The following is a 14,774-nucleotide window of genomic DNA, read 5'->3' as shown; positions in this document are numbered from 1 at the left end:
CCAGGTTAAGTACAACCACGAACGACACTAATCGTAAGTAGGGGAGGTCAAATATCCTTCCATTCCCGTATTGCTACGGTGCAACCACGTTATCACTAAACGGCCTATGCTGGCCACCCCCGGCCCTCAACGGTGCTTGTGGCCACCATGGATAGCGCGTTGCAAAACGGCATAAGGTAACTCATGCTCACCTGTAAGTCTTGCCCGGTAAAGGTAAGGCCCTAACTTCATTCCGCTAATCATGAACGAGTTCTTGCCGGTGTTAAACCTCACTTGCCATGCCCTGCTATACGGGTCCCGCACTGCCACAACTTCATCATTGCGGTGGCTCTCACCTCTGTTCGCCAATTGCTTAGACATGGCCAACGGGTCACGGTTGACCTCACGGCGATAATCCTTCTCCCATCCCTCAGGGTCACCGAATAGGGCTTCACGTTGTTTGCCTTCCTTATCGCCCCATTTTCGGCCTTCATTAAGCCTCAGGGGGCGCGTACCGTCCACGAACGGGTTAGGTCGCGCCTTCTTCCTAGGAACGCCTAAATACACGTCGTACAGTTCCCCGGCCTTCTCCAGTACGTAGAACGTGGCCATAATCCGCGTACCTCTCTTGCCTACACGGGTCACGCGTATCCACTTAAACGTCGTAAGTGGTGCCCCCTCAGCCTCCCAGCCAAGACCAGCGAGGTCTATCACGCCTTCACCGTCCAGGGCGTGCGTATCCCAGACACGCACAAGTGCTTCCTGTTGCTCACGGTCATTGAGTTCGCCCCACAATGTACCTTCATTTTCCAGCACGACCCGAACATCTACTACAGGTAGCCCGGCAAGACTCCCACTCATTCTCTATACCTTTCCAAGCGATTGGCTAACCCTATCCATCAGTGTGGTTGTCCGCCCGCCCCGAACTTTGAGGTACGTTTCCAAAATCACCGATACGTCCGCCTGCCCCAGCAACGTGCCAATTTCCTTCAGTGTTGCCCCCTGTTCGGCGAGCATGGTAATGATGAAGTTCCTGCCGGTATGCGGGTCAATTTCAGCACTCACACCCACGGCGCGTTTCACACGGTCAAGCACGGAACGGTATGAAGTATCCATCAAAACCCGGCCCTGAGATGTAGTAGTAAATAATTCAACTTCCTTTACCCCATCCACTGTTCGCACCGTTGTTGTTTGCCCATTTACGTAGCGCGCAATGTGATTTAAAAAGTAGGGTACGTCAGTCGGCATAGTCGGCACTTCCCTATTGCCCGCCTCAGTCTTTGGAGGCTGCAAAAGCATGTATGTTTTCTCACCCTTAGGAGTTAACCTAGCCAAGTCCTGCTCAATCGTCACAGTGACCCTTGGCATGTAAGGCACAGGTAGGTATTCGACATGAACATGCCTCACTTCCAGGGCTATTGCTTCCCCAATGCGTAACCCATGATGAAAAATTAACGAGGTGACGGCCTTGTATCGGTCATTCATACCATGAAGAATCTTGGCTAATTCTTCATCACTTGGCAAATACTTTTCATCGGGCTTAATCTTTGCCGCAGCCTTCTTAATTTCCACCGGATTAACTAAAATCATCTCGCGCCGGGCCGCTTCAGCATACGCGGCCTTCAAGCGTTTATAGGCCTGCTGATTTGTCGGTGGAGTGTCGTAATTGCGTTGCACCGCATCCCACCATCGATAAATATCGTTCTTGGTAACAGTGGTTAAGCGCATCGAGTAAAGGAACGTCACGTCAGGGTCCGCGTCTCCCGGCGAGATAGGCGCGGTAATTCTCTTACGGGTCACGTCACGGTAATTCTGTACTGTTGTCGGCTTTAAGGGCTTAGCCCCCGTTTCAAGGAGGTCATGGAACTTATCAAGCCATTCCCCCACCGTGAGCAAGTCCGCCCGCTCTTGTTGCCCGCGCTGTACCGGGGGAGTCCAAGCATCGAGGTCGATTAATCGCTTCTCAGCGCTCAGCCAACCATCAGCATCTAATTTCGAGGGGAATGACTTGCCCGGCGTGTGACGTGCGCCGTCAGGACCGGTGTATTCCGCGTAATACCGTTTTCCCTTCTTTGCTACTTTCCCCCATGATCGACGTGAGCGCTTAGCCATTGCGATTGTCTCCCCGGTGCCTTTTCTCTTTCCCTTAACTTTCCCTTACCCATGTTACTTCTTGTCATTTCCTGTCCGCCCCCGTCCATATAGCACTCAGACCCCTACCTGCATAAATAAGAAAAACCGCCGGTCAATCACGACCAGCGGTTTTAGTGATTGCGGAGACGGCGGGATTTGAACCCGCGGAGGTTTAACCCTCGCTGGTTTTCAAGACCAGTGCATTCGGCCGCTCTGCCACGTCTCCATCACCGGAGAACGCCTTCAAGGCCTCTCCGGAGACTGGAGAAAAGTATAGCGTATGGCCCTTTAAGTTCCTCTACCCTGGGTACTATGAAAGCAATCATTCAGACCGACCCAGAAAACCCCCGCGCGCTTGAGCTGCAGGAAACCGAGACCCCGCAACTTCAACCAGGCGAGGTGCTCGTCAAAGTAGCCGCGGCCGGCGTCAATCACGCAGACCTTGTCCAGGCCAAGGGCAACTACCCTGCCCCGCAGGGCGCGTCAGAGATCATCGGCCTCGAATGCGCCGGAACCATCGTCGACGCGGGTGACACCGACCGCGAGGTAGGCGAGGAAGTCGGTTGCCTGCTGGCGGGTGGCGGCTACGCCGAATATGTCGCCGTACCAGTGGGTCAGCTCATGCGAGTCCCACAGGGCTTCAGTCTCACGGATACGGCCTCGATTGTGGAGGTCGCCGCTACTGTCTGGTCAAACCTGGGTATGCTCGCCGGCATCAAGGAAGGCCAGCGCGTGCTCATCCACGGCGGAGGCGGCGGCATCGGCTCCTTTGCCATCCAGATGTGCAAGGCGCTGGGCGTAGAAGTAGCCGTCACGGCGGGCTCGCAGGAAAAGCTCGATCATTGTAAAGAGCTCGGCGCGGACATTCTCATTAACTACAAGGAAGAGTCGTTCGTCGATAAGCTCAAGGGCTCATGCAATGCCATCCTGGACATTATTGGCGGACCATACCTCGAGGACAACGTGCGGTGTCTGGCAATGGACGGCAAGCTGATCGTCATCGCGGTGCAGGGCGGTGCGAAGGGCACGTTGCCACTGGGGCGCATGATGCCGCGGCGCCAGTCGGTGCACGCGACCACGCTGCGCGCGCGCCCGCTCGATCAGAAGGCCGAGATTTGTCGCTCGACGGTGGAGAATGTGTGGCCGCTGATTGAAAGCGGAAAGATCTTAACGACGATTGATCGCACGCTTCCGTTGGCCGAAGCAGCAACGGCGCACGAACTGCTTGAGACCGGCGCTGTGAAGGGCAAACTCGTGCTTGAGGTGTAAAAACCCAAACAATTACACGAAGTTGATGTGACTGAAGTAACATTTTCGGCATGGAATCTGTGGAAAACTTCGTCACCAACGTTGTCAATGACAACCTGTGGATGGTCTTACCCTTCCTCCTTGTTGCCGCCGGACTCTACTTCGGCGGCAAGACGATGCTTGTTCAAATCCGGATGATTCCGGAGATGTTCAAGGCAGTCGTCGAAAAGCCAGCGAAGGACGGCGAATACGCCGATAAGCAAGACATCTCCGCGTTCAAGGCATTCACGATTTCCGCGGCTTCACGCGTGGGCACCGCCAATGTTGCAGGTGTCGCGCTCGCCATCACCCTGGGCGGGCCCGGCGCGGTGTTCTGGATGTGGATCATCGCCCTCGTCGGTGGCGCGACGTCGTTCGTTGAGTCGACCCTGGCGCAGCTGTGGAAGGTCAAGGACGGCGACAGCTACCGTGGTGGACCCGCGTACTACATGACCCTTGGCCTCAACGCTCGCTGGCTGGCCGTCATCTTCGGCGTGGCCATCACAATCACCTTCGGTTTTGTCTACAACGCGCTGCAGTCCAACGCAGTCGTTGAGGCGATCACCGTTTCCCTGGGCACCCCATCCACCACCGCGAAGGCGCTTGTTGGCCTCGGCATGGCAGTGCTTTCCGCGCTGGTCATCTTCGGCGGCGTGCAGCGCATCGCCAGCGTGACCCAGTGGTTGGTTCCTTTCATGGCCGGCGCTTACGTCATCGTCGGTGTGCTGGTCATCGTGATCAACTTCAACCAGGTCCCAGCCATGATCACTGACATCATCGCTGGTGCCTTCGGCTTCCGCCCCGTTGCTACCGCTACTGTCTGGGGCGCTTTCTGGCTCGCGTTCATGAACGGCATGCGCCGTGGCCTGTTTTCCAACGAGGCTGGCGAGGGTTCTGTCCCCAACGCCGCTGCGACCGCGACCGTCTCCCACCCGGTGAAGCAGGGCTTGGTCCAGACCCTCGGCGTCTACTTCGACACCTTGCTTGTCTGCAGCATTACCGCGTTTATTATCTTGCTCTCTGGTGTTGACTACGCCACCGGAGACATCCAGTCGTCTTCGCTGACACAGTCCGCGCTGGCGGCCGTCGTCGGTGACTGGGGCATTCATTTCATTACCGCCGTGATGTTCTTCCTGGCGTTTTCCTCGGTGCTGGGCAACTACTACTTGGCCCAGGCCAATATCCAGTACTTCACCGATTCCAAGGTGGTCATGTTGGTCTTTCGCCTGCTGGTATTGGCGAGTGTCTTCTTTGGAGCAATCGCTTCTGTCCCGCTGGTGTGGGCGCTCGGCGACACCTTCGCCGGCATCATGGTTCTGATTAACCTCTGCGCGATTATCCCGTTGAGTACGGTAGCCGTGCGGCTGCTAAAGAACTACACCACTCAAAAGAAGGCAGGCCTAGACCCCGTCTTCCACCGCGACATGATGCCCGACGTGCGCAATATTGCTGTGTGGAACGGCAAGGACGCCGCCACCTCGAATTATCAGGAGGCGATGGACGTGGTCAGAAAGGCTGAGTCGCCCTAGGTCGAAAAACTAAGCCAAAGAAGCGACGACACGCGTGAGGTGCTCGATATCGCTTTCCGTATTGAAGGGGCCGAGCGCCACCGTGACGGCCCCGCCAATCTCGTCGACACCCATCTCAGTGAATAGCGGTGACGGCTTGCTCACGGTGGTGATCAGCCCGTTGTCCACGAGGCGGCGGTATACCGTTTCAGCAGGTACCCCGCGCACGCCGAAGGACAGGCGTGGCAAACGATCGACCGCTGTCCCCTGCGCTGCCTCGCCGGAGGCACCCACGATGTGCACTGACGGCAGGGCGCCGAGGTATCCGTAGAGATCGTCGCGCAGGCTATCCAAGTAATCGCCCAGCTCGGTCATGGAGCGCACAACCCGATTGCGTCGGCTCATCCGCTCGGTGACGGGAACTAAGTTCGACACATGTTCCACCAGCGGCGACACGCCACCAGCCAATCCGGGGGCGACATCGAGACTGAGCTTCTCAATACCAGTTGCCTGTTTTCCAAGCGCAGGGTTCAGCGACTCGAGGCGCTTAAACATTGCCTCGTCGCGAAAGACCAATGCAGCTACCTGTGGCCCGCCCAGCGCCCCGATGTCCACAGCGACGATATCGCTGCCCATCTCCCCGAGGTCGACCACGCGGTGCGCGGCATAGGCAGTGGCATCTACTAGCACCCACGCACGGGACTTCTCGCGTGCACGCTCGGCAATGCCCTGTACATCTACCACATTGCCCAGTGCGGAATGAGCCGCGGGAATGCTGACAAGGCGGGTTCCACCGTCGACGAGCTCACCGTACTGCCAGGCCGGAAGATCACCGGTGGCAAGATCCGGCTGCGCCCAGCGGATATCCGAATTCAGACCCTTGAAGGCGACCGTTAGCGCGGCATCTTCCAAAGAGCTCACAACTATCGACGAATGGTGCCGAAACATCGGGCGCATTGCCGAAGCGAGGGCGGCATAAAGCACTGGGAGGCTCGGCCCGAGGACAACCCTGTTTGCAGAAGAGCCGACCAGATCGGCGATCGCATGGCGGGCGTCAGCTGCAAAAGCATCGCCTTCGGGGCGCCCCACGCTGCTGCGGGAATGCGTGCCCGTTTTTACTTCCGGGTGGACTGCTTGCGTGGCCATCCGAAACGACCGTGCCACGGCGGCGGAAACTCGCTCGGGGATCTGAGGGCAGTCGTGCGCATTGAGGTACGTCCAGCCATCCGAGAGCGAGGTATACAACCCACGAACTTCAAAGACGTCGTACGCCATTCCCTGCCCTTTCCTTGCGGACCTTCATCAACCAACCATTCAACCACGTTAACCACGTGCTTGGTAACCCTTAATTCGAAGCGCTACCTATTTATGGTTCACTCCAAGAAACTTCCATTATACCGAGCGCAATTGGGCCACCCAAACACCAAAAAGTAGAACCCTATGGCAATTCCTAGGCAATTCCCAGGCCCCTCACCAGCACCATACATATCAGGAGATCATTTACGTCCCACTAGACGCTGCTTCGCAAAAAGGTTGCCTTAAGCACCTCGAGCTGCATTAGGAATTGAGGTGCAGCCGACTAGGGTGGGATAGGTGCTGGACAATAACCAACTACGCGCCGATGTAGCCCGAATGACCTCGGACGCGCACGAAGAGACACCAAAGTCGCAATCCAAGACTTTCGGTGCTGCATTTCGTGACCTTACGCGCGGCTTCTTTCAATACGAACTATGGCTCCAACTCGGTTGGCAAGACATCAAGCAGCGCTATAAGCGTTCCACGCTAGGCCCGCTGTGGATCACCATCGCCACCGGCGTGATGGCCATCGCGCTTGGCCTGTTGTACTCCTTGCTCTTCCAGATCGATTGGCGGCAGTTCCTCCCACACGTCACCGTGGGCTTCATCGTCTGGGGCTTCATCTCTGGCTGCATCAAAGAAGGCTCCACCGTCTTCATTGAAAACGAAGGCCTAATCAAACAGCTCCCGAGTGCGCTCAGCGTGCACGTCTACCGCTTAGTGTGGCGCCAAGTGCTCTTCTTGGCGCACAACATGATCATCTGGGTCCTCATGGTCATCCTGCTGGATATCCCGTTGACCTGGGAAGTGCTCATGTTCGTCCCCGCGCTTTTACTCCTGATCCTCAACGGTGTGTGGGTGGCTATGTTCTTCGGCATCGTCGCCACGCGTTTCCGCGATGTCGCCCCACTCCTTGAGGCACTGGTGCAGCTGCTGTTTTATGTCACCCCGATCGTGTGGACGACCCACACCCTCGAGGTCCGGGGCGGCGAGGTCGCGCAGCAGGCCAAGATCGTCGAGATCAACCCTCTGTTCCACTACCTCGAAATCGTCCGTGCCCCACTGATCGGCCAACACGTTGAGGCTTATCACTGGTGGATCGTCATCGGCTGCACCGTCGTCGGGTTGCTTCTGACCGTGCTGGTCATGCGCCAATGGCGCTACCGCGTTCCTTACTGGGTTTAAGTCAGGTCTAAGAAAGAAAGGAACACCACCATGGTTTCCATTGACACCTATAACGCCTGCGTTGACTTCCCCATCTTCGACGCAAAATCACGCTCGCTGAAGAACGCGATGATGTCCACGGCTGGCGGCGCGATCGGCAAAAACGAATCAAACACCATCGTCGTCGAGGCACTCAAAGACATTAATCTGCACCTCCGCGAGGGCGACCGCGTCGGTCTTGTCGGACATAACGGCGCTGGTAAATCGACGCTGCTGCGCCTGCTCTCCGGCATCTACGAGCCCACCCGCGGTGTCGCCGATGTTCGCGGCCGCGTCGCCCCCGTCTTCGACCTGGGTGTGGGCATGGACCCGGAGATCTCGGGCTACGAAAACATCATCATCCGCGGCCTCTTCCTCGGCCAATCGCGCAAACAGATGCGCAAAAAGATGGACGAAATCGCCGAGTTCTCCGAGCTCGGCGACTACCTCTCCATGCCGCTGCGCACCTACTCCACCGGCATGCGCGTGCGCCTCGCCCTTGGAGTAGTCACCTCCATCGAGCCCGAGATTTTGCTTCTCGACGAGGGCATCGGCGCCGTTGACTCCGCCTTCATGGCCAAGGCGCGCGTGCGCCTGGCTGAAATGGTGGAGCGCTCCGGCATCCTGGTCTTCGCCTCCCACTCCAATGATTTCCTCGCCCAGCTGTGCAACACGGGGCTGTGGATTGACCACGGCGAAATCCGCCAAGCCGGGCTTGTCGACGAAGTCGTGGAAGCCTACGAAGGCAAAGAAGCAGCAGACAATGTGCGCAGTCTCATCCAACGCTTCCACAACGAGGATGCGAAAGAGCCCGGCGAGCAGTGATGCCTCCCGCCACAAAGCAAGCACGGGTGGCAGAATAAGCGCTATGGCTGAAACTCCCACACTTGATCCCAGTGGCACGACTGCAGCGGTGATTGTCACCCACAAGCGCGTCGAGCTGCTCCGCAATTCTTTGGAGCAAGTGGTGAATCAAACCCACCCCGTGGATTGGGTGATCGTTGTTGACAATGGTTGTGAGGACGAGGTGCGGGAGCTCGTCGAAAAGCTAGCGGGCGAGCGTGCTGTGTACCTGCCCTCGCGCACCAACTTGGGTGGTGCCGGCGGCTTTGCGTACGGTTTCTTGCATGCTTTGGCGCTGGGCGCCGACGCGATTTGGTGCGCTGATGATGACGGACGCCCGGCCGATCACGGTGTTCTGGAGGAGCTGTACCGCGTGGCCGGCCGCGAGGGCCTGCACGAGGTCTCGCCAGTGGTGGCGAATATCGACGACCCGCAGCGCCTAGCATTTCCGCTGCGCCAAGGTGTGGTGTGGCGCAGGCGTCGCGACGAGTTGGAGGGCGACTTCCTGCCCGGAATCGCCTCACTCTTTAATGGAGCGCTGATTTCAGCGGCCGCAATGGAGCGCATTGGTGTGCCCGACTACCGCCTGTTCATCCGCGGCGACGAGGTGGAATACCACCGCCGCCTCAAGCAATCGGGCTTGAAGTTCGGCACCGCGCTGACCACTGCGTATGTACACCCGGACGGGTCGGGCGAGTTCCATCCCATTTTGGGTGGCAAAGCCCATGCGCAATTCCCCGATAATGAAACGAAGCGTTTCTTTACCTATCGCAACCGTGGCTACATTATTAATCAGCGCGGAATGAAGCAGATGAAGCTGCAAGAAGTGGTGCGTTTCGGATGGTTCTTCCTGATTCAGCGCAAAAACCCGCAGGAGTTCCGGAACTGGCTGTCCTTGCTGCGCCGCGGTGCGCGCGAGGATTTCCGCAGGCCCTAGCTCTCCCGAGGCTTGCGTGGTGGCTTAAAAATAACCGAGCGCTGCACCACAAAGTTGATCGTCGTGGTGATGCCTTGGGCAATCACATAGGCGATCAGCAAGACTGGGGTTTCCGTGAGCACGGTCGCCTCGTGGAGCCAGGTGAACACCCGCTGATAGATCTCCACGTTGGCCAACCAGCTGACGAAGTACAGCACCGCCACCGCGATGAAGCGTCGTAAAGAAAACGGTGCTCGGAAGGTAAATTTTCGATTCAGGATCGTGGCCACGGTGGTGCCGACGATATAGCCCACCGAACGCGCCCAGCCTTGGCCGAGGACACCCAATCCGACCTGAAGAATCCAGGTCAACGCAACATCGAGGCCAGCGGACACCAATCCCGTCATTCCGAATCGTGCTGCTTGTGCGTGCAGCGCATCGGACTTATGCAGATTGGCTGCCCGAAGTGCTGCCCACGCAGTTGATATCGGATCGGCCATAAAGTCCTAGGCTAGTCCTTCTTGAAGATCAGGACACGCTGGAGCACGAAGTTAGTGATGGTTGCCACGCCCTGGGCAATCACAAACGAGATCGCGTCCTTGACAGTGCCATCGAATCCCAAGGCAAGCAGTGGCGCGTTGGTCACCCAGTACATGAACTGCTGGATCAAGAAGGTCGAGGCATACAAGGTAAATACCGCGAGCGCCTTCTTCGCGTTGACCTCGGATTTGAAGGTATACCGAGAGTTGAGCAGGTAGGCCGCCAGCGTACCGAAGACCCAACCGATCGCCTTGGCAATCTGGCGATTCCATCCGACAACGAAGGTAAAGAACCAGGTCAGCGAGAAGTCAATGAGCGCGGTGAAGATACCGACGGTGGTAAACCGCACCAGTTGGACCAGCGCGTTATTGTCGTCAAAGCGTTGGTGCTTCTCAGACGTGACCTGATCATCGGGTGTCGAATTTTCAGGAGAATCTTGGGGCATAGTAGGCACGCCGGACAATCCTACCCCTTCCTAGTCCCCTGATGCCCGAAGCAACTCACGGTAAAGCTCAAGACGATCGATCGGTGCCAGCGCAGGCTCCTGATAGCCCCCGACCCGTTGGAGCTCGGCAAGAGACGCCGCGCACATGTCCGTGATCTCCGCTGCGCTATACGACGAGCCCTCCGCCGTCGTCCAACCCAGAGCTTCCATGGTCTCTTCGATCACCTGGTCAGTCAGCTCGTCGGAAGCAAGGCACGCCAGCCCCAACACCGTCGACCAAAACGCATCAACACCCTGCCGCGAGATTTCCCGCGGCAGGCCCTGCAGGGTGTGCGACACGTCGGCATCGAGGCGCACGCTGCGACCCAAATCCATCGCATGTAGCAGCGGAATGAAGTCGAAAACCCCGGAGCGCTGGATCACGCCAGCAACCTCAGGGCGCGTTTTTGACAGCACTTCTTGGGCCACGCCATCGTCGGTAAGCAATTCGTTGATGCGTGAAAGGTCGAAGGCCACGCCGCCGAAGTCCCCCAGCCCGCCGACGCACAGTGCGCGCGGCGTGCCCTCATCACGTGGCCACTTATCGCCGAGGACCACGCTGAAGGTCCACAGGCCCCAGTGGTAGTACAGGCCGTCGCCCTCGTCGGAGAAATACTCTGCAACTAAGTGATGCGGGTCCAGCCAGCGCTGACTATCTGATTCCACGGTAAAACCGCTGGGAACCGACTCTTCACCAAGATTAAAGGCCGTGGCCATGATGTCGCCGAGCTGGCCGAGTTGGAGGTTTTCGTCGATCCCGATGTGGCGGATCACTTCTTCCCCGGCGACGTGCGCCGCTGCGCGAATCAGGAGCGTGTTCCCGTACCGGGACTTTTGGACAGTGTTTCCGCTGCTCCTTTTTCCGGCACGATTTCGGGAAGCGCGAGCCGCAGCAAGGTCGATGACCTTGCGCCCGTCGAACTCATCCGAAAAGTTTCCTGCCATAGTGCCAAGCGTAGCGATTTTGGCTTAATCGGGTGGCACGCCGTGTGCTCACTCCAGTGGTGGCGTTGGCAGCGCGCGCAGCTCGTCGCCGTCGCGTTGACGTCGGCGTGTTTCGAAGGCGCGCCACGCTTCGACCAGCTCAGTGACCTTGATGGCGTTAGCCCAGGCAGTTTCCGCGCTGGGCTCCCCGGTGTATTGCGGCTGCTCCTCGAGTTCCTTCGTGAGGGCTACTCCGGCCTTCTTCAGCTCTGCCGTGATGGACTCAATGCTGGTAAACGGGCCCGCGCCCTCTATCGCGCGGACTTCGTCGTCGTGTTCGCCCACGGGAATAACCACGGCACCAGAGACGAGATTCTCAACGTCGGCGGTGCTCTCAGTGATCCACGCGCCGGAGAGCGGTTCGAACCCAGGGGTCGTTTCCACGCGCCAGATCACGGTGCGGGCATCGTGCTTATCGACGATTGCCAGCACCGGATGCTGAACCTGTTCCTCGCTCATTTGCGTGCCTGGAGTTCCATCAGCGCAAACGCCAGTGCTGCGGCGACCCCGCCGATTACTGTGTGTGGTTTGGTCACTCCGCGCTTGCGCAGTTGCTTTGCCAGCGCTCCGACAAGCTTCTCGCCTCCAGCTAGGACCAAAGCTCCCACAACGATCAAGCCCAGCAGAACAGCCCAAGTCTTGGCTGGAGAGGCAACTTCCTCGGTACCCGCTTCAGATTCCCAATCCAAGATTGCAGAAAGGTCATTGCGTGGGTCTTCGTCGAAGGCATTGAATGCCGCAATGGTGACGAGGTTTGCTACGGCGACCACCGCAATCGTCGCTACGCGTGGGGCGCCTGGCGCAACATAATCAGGGACAGAGAGCGCCGCGAAAACGAATCCGGCTTGGATGGCGCGTCCGCCGGTGGTGTTGTCCAGCGCGTTGTAATCGATGTCATCGATTTCTAGTTGATCTTGTGCCGAAGTCTGCTTCCGTGTCATAGGTCCCCATCGTAATCGGTATCGCAATTGGTGAAGTGCAGTATTTTGCTTAGGTTATCTCGCACACGCTCCACTAGCCTGGAAAGCATGAGAAAGCACTACCAAGGCGATGACCCGAACGCGACTCACATGGCAGCTCAGCTGGTTGATGTCCCTTTGAGCGACTTCATGGTCCGCTTGATTGCCCAGGAGCTGCCCCTGCTTGATTCACATTCGCGCAGCTACGTCTACCGAATCTTGGCGGATCATAAGGAAAAGGGCTTGCCCACGATCACCTCGCAGGAAGAATTGCCGCAGGAAATCAAAGACATCATGGACCTCTAAAAGATTCTACAAAGAGCCTGATAGATACGACCTATTTCACAGGATTCTTTGCACCTCTGGGGAGAACACACCGGTAGGCTTGAATTCGGAATTACCTCTCCATCCCCTACAACCATCGAGTAGCAAGAATGGAAAAGATGGAACTGCACACTACTGAAAAATCACTTTATGGCTGGGGTCGCACGGCGCCAACCACTGCGCACGTCCTTTCTGCGACGAGCCCGGAAACGGTCATCAACGCTGTCAAGGTCGTTGCTGAGCAGAACGAATCGCTGCCGAAGCACGCCCGGCGCGGCATCATTGCCCGCGGCATGGGCCGCTCCTACGGTGACCCCGCCCAAAACGGTGGCGGCCTCGTCGTGGATATGCAGCCGCTCAACGAGATCCACTCCATCGACCCAGACTCCGCCATTGTGGACGTCGACGGTGGTGTGACCCTGGATCAGCTGATGCGCGCCGCGATCCCTTATGGCCTGTGGGTCCCTGTCCTTCCTGGTACCCGCCAGGTCACCATCGGTGGCGCAATCGGGCCGGATATTCACGGCAAGAACCACCACTCCGATGGTTCCTTCGGTGACCACGTCGTGTCCATGGAACTGCTCGTCGCAGACGGTCGCGTTTTGCACCTCGAGCCAGAAGGTTCCTCCGATGATCCTTCCGGCGACCTGTTCTGGGCAACGGTTGGAGGCATGGGCCTAACCGGCATCATCCTGCGCGCCAAGATCAAGATGACGAAGACGGAAACCGCGTACTTCATCTCGGACACTGTGCGTACCTCGAACTTGGATGAGACCATCGCTGAGCACTCCAACGGCGCTGAGGAAAACTACTCCTACTCGTCTGCATGGTTCGATGCGATCAACCCGCCGCCTAAGACTGGCCGCTCCACCATTTCCCGTGGTTCGCTGGCTACCTTGGCGCAGCTTGAGGAGTTCGCTCCGAAGCTGGCGAAGGATCCGCTGAAGTTCACCGCCCCTCAGCTGATGACGGTGCCGGATATCTTCCCGTCCTGGACCATGAACAAGCTGACCATGAACACCATCGGCGAGCTGTACTACGCCATGGGCAAGGATTCGAAGAACGACGTGAAGAACCTCACGCAGTTCTACCAGCCCCTGGATATGATCGCCGAGTGGAACCGTGGCTACGGCCCAGCTGGCTTCCTCCAGTACCAGTTCGTGGTGCCAACCGATGCCGTTGAACCTTTCAAGCAGATCATCTACGACATTCAGAAGTCCGGCCACTACTCCGCGCTCAACGTGTTCAAGCTGTTTGGCGAGGGCAACCGCGCGCCACTGTCCTACCCAATGAAGGGCTGGAACGTCTGCGTGGACTTCCCGATCCGCGATGGCCTCAACGAGTTCCTCGACCGCCTCGATGAGCAGGTCATGGAATTCGGCGGCCGCCTCTACCTGGCGAAGGAATCCCGCACCTCTGCGGAGAACTTCCACAAGATGTACCCAGGCCTTGAGGGCTGGCTGAAGACCCGCAACGCGATCGACCCGGAGGGCCTCTTCGCTTCTGATATGTCCCGCCGTCTGGAACTCCACTAGAAAGGACCGCCCTATGCTCAACGCAGTAGGTCAAGCACAACACATTCTTCTTCTTGGCGGCACCTCCGAGATCGGCCTTGGCATTGTCAAGGAATTCGTCTCCCGCGGTGGCGCTCCAAAGGTCACCCTTGCAGCACGCAAGGATTCGCCGCGTATCGACGAAGCCCGCGCCCAGGTCGAGCAGGCCGGTGCGAGCGTTGTCGACGTGATTGATTTCGACGCGACCGCCTTCGACACCCACGAGGCAGTTATCTCCGAGGTCTACTCCAAGGGTGACGTGGATGTTGCCATCGTCGCTTTCGGCTCCCTCGGTGATCAGGAAGAGCTCTGGCAGAACCAGCAGGCCGCTGTTGCCTCTGCCCAGCTCAACTACACCGCCGCTGTCTCTGTCGGTGTTCTCCTCGGCCAGGCCATGAAGAACCAGGGCCACGGCACCATCGTGGCCATGAGTTCCGTTGCCGGTATGAAGGTGCGTCGCTCCAACTTTGTTTACGGCTCCGCCAAGGCTGGCGTGGACGGCTTCTACTCCCAGCTGGGTGAGGCGCTGCGCGGCACCGGCGTGAACGTCGTCGTGGTTCGCCCGGGCCAGGTCCGCACCAAGATGACCGCGGATATTGAAAAAGAAGCCCCGCTGACCGTCAACGTCGACGAGGTGGCTCACGAGACCGTCGAGGCAGTGCTGCACAACAAGTCGAATATCTTTGTCCATAAGGCATTCGGACCTGTTTCTTTCGTGCTACAGCATATTCCTGCCCCGATTATGCGCAGGCTTAACCTCTAATT

General features: G+C 58.1%; 16 protein-coding genes and 1 tRNA gene. 8 read left to right on the top strand and 9 right to left on the bottom strand.

Annotated elements, in window-relative coordinates:
* Positions 1-126: 126 nt before the first annotated feature.
* From A37O_RS0106825 to A37O_RS0106815, 3 genes are all read right to left on the bottom strand, one after another.
* Positions 127-840 (bottom strand): hypothetical protein, encoded by a 714-nt coding sequence (locus tag A37O_RS0106825; protein ID WP_018296760.1) that lies wholly within the window; start codon positions 838-840, stop codon positions 127-129.
* 3 nt (positions 841-843) lie between these two features.
* Positions 844-2,091 (bottom strand): tyrosine-type recombinase/integrase, encoded by a 1,248-nt coding sequence (locus A37O_RS0106820; protein WP_018296759.1) that lies wholly within the window; start codon positions 2,089-2,091, stop codon positions 844-846.
* Between the two features lie 162 nt (positions 2,092-2,253).
* Positions 2,254-2,338, bottom strand: a tRNA-Ser gene (locus tag A37O_RS0106815).
* 86 nt (positions 2,339-2,424) lie between these two features.
* On the opposite strand from A37O_RS0106815, the gene A37O_RS0106810 reads away from it, so the two are divergent.
* The gene (locus A37O_RS0106810; RefSeq protein WP_018296758.1) at positions 2,425-3,381 is read left to right on the top strand and encodes an NAD(P)H-quinone oxidoreductase; all 957 of its coding nucleotides are present in this window, start codon (positions 2,425-2,427) and stop codon (positions 3,379-3,381) included.
* Between the two features lie 50 nt (positions 3,382-3,431).
* The gene (locus A37O_RS0106805; protein ID WP_018296757.1) at positions 3,432-4,928 is read left to right on the top strand and encodes an alanine/glycine:cation symporter family protein; all 1,497 of its coding nucleotides are present in this window, start codon (positions 3,432-3,434) and stop codon (positions 4,926-4,928) included.
* Between the two features lie 9 nt (positions 4,929-4,937).
* Here A37O_RS0106805 and A37O_RS0106800 read toward each other — a convergent pair whose 3' ends face one another.
* Positions 4,938-6,182 (bottom strand): aminotransferase class V-fold PLP-dependent enzyme, encoded by a 1,245-nt coding sequence (locus A37O_RS0106800; protein WP_018296756.1) that lies wholly within the window; start codon positions 6,180-6,182, stop codon positions 4,938-4,940.
* A gap of 357 nt (positions 6,183-6,539) precedes the next feature.
* Between A37O_RS0106800 and wzm the strand changes: the two genes are divergently transcribed.
* From wzm to glfT1, 3 genes are read left to right on the top strand one after another with little or no spacing between them, the layout of a single operon-like run.
* A complete protein-coding gene (gene wzm, locus A37O_RS0106795; RefSeq protein WP_018296755.1) occupies positions 6,540-7,388 on the top strand; it encodes a galactan export ABC transporter permease subunit Wzm/RfbD in 849 nt (282 codons plus the stop codon).
* Between the two features lie 30 nt (positions 7,389-7,418).
* On the top strand, positions 7,419-8,231 hold the full coding sequence (wzt, locus tag A37O_RS0106790) for a galactan export ABC transporter ATP-binding subunit Wzt/RfbE (RefSeq protein WP_018296754.1): 813 nt from the start codon (positions 7,419-7,421) through the stop codon (positions 8,229-8,231).
* Positions 8,232-8,274: 43 nt separating this feature from the next.
* On the top strand, positions 8,275-9,186 hold the full coding sequence (gene glfT1 / locus A37O_RS0106785; protein WP_018296753.1) for a galactofuranosyltransferase GlfT1: 912 nt from the start codon (positions 8,275-8,277) through the stop codon (positions 9,184-9,186).
* Here the strand turns inward: glfT1 and A37O_RS0106780 are convergent.
* Genes A37O_RS0106780 through A37O_RS0106760 form a run of 5 tightly spaced genes read right to left on the bottom strand, consistent with a single transcriptional unit; the run spans position 9,183 to position 12,114 of the window.
* Positions 9,183-9,665 (bottom strand): GtrA family protein, encoded by a 483-nt coding sequence (locus A37O_RS0106780; RefSeq protein WP_018296752.1) that lies wholly within the window; start codon positions 9,663-9,665, stop codon positions 9,183-9,185. The genes glfT1 and A37O_RS0106780 overlap by 4 nt on opposite strands.
* An 11-nt stretch (positions 9,666-9,676) precedes the next feature.
* The gene (locus tag A37O_RS0106775) at positions 9,677-10,150 is read right to left on the bottom strand and encodes a GtrA family protein (RefSeq protein WP_018296751.1); all 474 of its coding nucleotides are present in this window, start codon (positions 10,148-10,150) and stop codon (positions 9,677-9,679) included.
* Positions 10,151-10,180: 30 nt separating this feature from the next.
* Positions 10,181-11,134 carry a hypothetical protein gene (locus A37O_RS0106770; RefSeq protein WP_018296750.1) on the bottom strand — a complete coding sequence of 318 codons (954 nt, stop codon included), beginning with the start codon at positions 11,132-11,134 and terminating at the stop codon, positions 10,181-10,183.
* Between the two features lie 48 nt (positions 11,135-11,182).
* Entirely contained in the window at positions 11,183-11,632 is a 450-nt protein-coding gene (locus tag A37O_RS0106765; RefSeq protein WP_018296749.1) for a hypothetical protein, read from the bottom strand.
* Positions 11,629-12,114, bottom strand: coding sequence for a hypothetical protein (locus A37O_RS0106760; protein ID WP_018296748.1), 486 nt, complete (start codon positions 12,112-12,114; stop codon positions 11,629-11,631). Before A37O_RS0106760 ends, A37O_RS0106765 begins: the two co-directional genes overlap by 4 nt.
* Before the next feature lie 87 nt (positions 12,115-12,201).
* Here A37O_RS0106760 and A37O_RS0106755 point away from each other — a divergent pair, with 87 nt between their 5' ends.
* The 3 genes from A37O_RS0106755 to dprE2 all read left to right on the top strand — a co-directional run bounded on the left by A37O_RS0106755 (position 12,202) and on the right by dprE2 (position 14,772).
* Positions 12,202-12,438 (top strand): hypothetical protein, encoded by a 237-nt coding sequence (locus A37O_RS0106755; RefSeq protein WP_018296747.1) that lies wholly within the window; start codon positions 12,202-12,204, stop codon positions 12,436-12,438.
* A gap of 137 nt (positions 12,439-12,575) precedes the next feature.
* Positions 12,576-13,991 (top strand): decaprenylphosphoryl-beta-D-ribose oxidase, encoded by a 1,416-nt coding sequence (gene dprE1, locus A37O_RS0106750; protein ID WP_018296746.1) that lies wholly within the window; start codon positions 12,576-12,578, stop codon positions 13,989-13,991.
* 13 nt (positions 13,992-14,004) lie between these two features.
* Positions 14,005-14,772, top strand: a complete 768-nt coding sequence (dprE2, locus tag A37O_RS0106745) for a decaprenylphospho-beta-D-erythro-pentofuranosid-2-ulose 2-reductase (protein ID WP_018296745.1) — start codon at positions 14,005-14,007, stop codon at positions 14,770-14,772.
* Positions 14,773-14,774 lie beyond the last annotated feature (2 nt).

The organism is Corynebacterium lubricantis DSM 45231, assembly GCF_000379425.1.
GTDB lineage: Bacteria > Actinomycetota > Actinomycetes > Mycobacteriales > Mycobacteriaceae > Corynebacterium > Corynebacterium lubricantis.
Note: the sequence above shows the minus strand (reverse complement) of the source record. Positions and strands in the feature narration are given on the sequence as shown.

What these genes read in the sequence shown, in the direction of transcription:
- A37O_RS0106825 (WP_018296760.1), bottom strand. Translation starts at nt 840, where the DNA reads ATGAGTGGGAGTCTTGCCGGGCTACCTGTAGTAGATGTTCGGGTCGTG.
- A37O_RS0106820 (WP_018296759.1), bottom strand. Translation starts at nt 2,091, where the DNA reads ATGGCTAAGCGCTCACGTCGATCATGGGGGAAAGTAGCAAAGAAGGGA.
- A37O_RS0106810 (WP_018296758.1), top strand. Translation starts at nt 2,425, where the DNA reads ATGAAAGCAATCATTCAGACCGACCCAGAAAACCCCCGCGCGCTTGAG.
- A37O_RS0106805 (WP_018296757.1), top strand. Translation starts at nt 3,432, where the DNA reads ATGGAATCTGTGGAAAACTTCGTCACCAACGTTGTCAATGACAACCTG.
- A37O_RS0106800 (WP_018296756.1), bottom strand. Translation starts at nt 6,182, where the DNA reads ATGGCGTACGACGTCTTTGAAGTTCGTGGGTTGTATACCTCGCTCTCG.
- wzm (WP_018296755.1), top strand. Translation starts at nt 6,540, where the DNA reads ATGACCTCGGACGCGCACGAAGAGACACCAAAGTCGCAATCCAAGACT.
- wzt (WP_018296754.1), top strand. Translation starts at nt 7,419, where the DNA reads ATGGTTTCCATTGACACCTATAACGCCTGCGTTGACTTCCCCATCTTC.
- glfT1 (WP_018296753.1), top strand. Translation starts at nt 8,275, where the DNA reads ATGGCTGAAACTCCCACACTTGATCCCAGTGGCACGACTGCAGCGGTG.
- A37O_RS0106780 (WP_018296752.1), bottom strand. Translation starts at nt 9,665, where the DNA reads ATGGCCGATCCGATATCAACTGCGTGGGCAGCACTTCGGGCAGCCAAT.
- A37O_RS0106775 (WP_018296751.1), bottom strand. Translation starts at nt 10,150, where the DNA reads ATGCCCCAAGATTCTCCTGAAAATTCGACACCCGATGATCAGGTCACG.
- A37O_RS0106770 (WP_018296750.1), bottom strand. Translation starts at nt 11,134, where the DNA reads ATGGCAGGAAACTTTTCGGATGAGTTCGACGGGCGCAAGGTCATCGAC.
- A37O_RS0106765 (WP_018296749.1), bottom strand. Translation starts at nt 11,632, where the DNA reads ATGAGCGAGGAACAGGTTCAGCATCCGGTGCTGGCAATCGTCGATAAG.
- A37O_RS0106760 (WP_018296748.1), bottom strand. Translation starts at nt 12,114, where the DNA reads ATGACACGGAAGCAGACTTCGGCACAAGATCAACTAGAAATCGATGAC.
- A37O_RS0106755 (WP_018296747.1), top strand. Translation starts at nt 12,202, where the DNA reads ATGAGAAAGCACTACCAAGGCGATGACCCGAACGCGACTCACATGGCA.
- dprE1 (WP_018296746.1), top strand. Translation starts at nt 12,576, where the DNA reads ATGGAACTGCACACTACTGAAAAATCACTTTATGGCTGGGGTCGCACG.
- dprE2 (WP_018296745.1), top strand. Translation starts at nt 14,005, where the DNA reads ATGCTCAACGCAGTAGGTCAAGCACAACACATTCTTCTTCTTGGCGGC.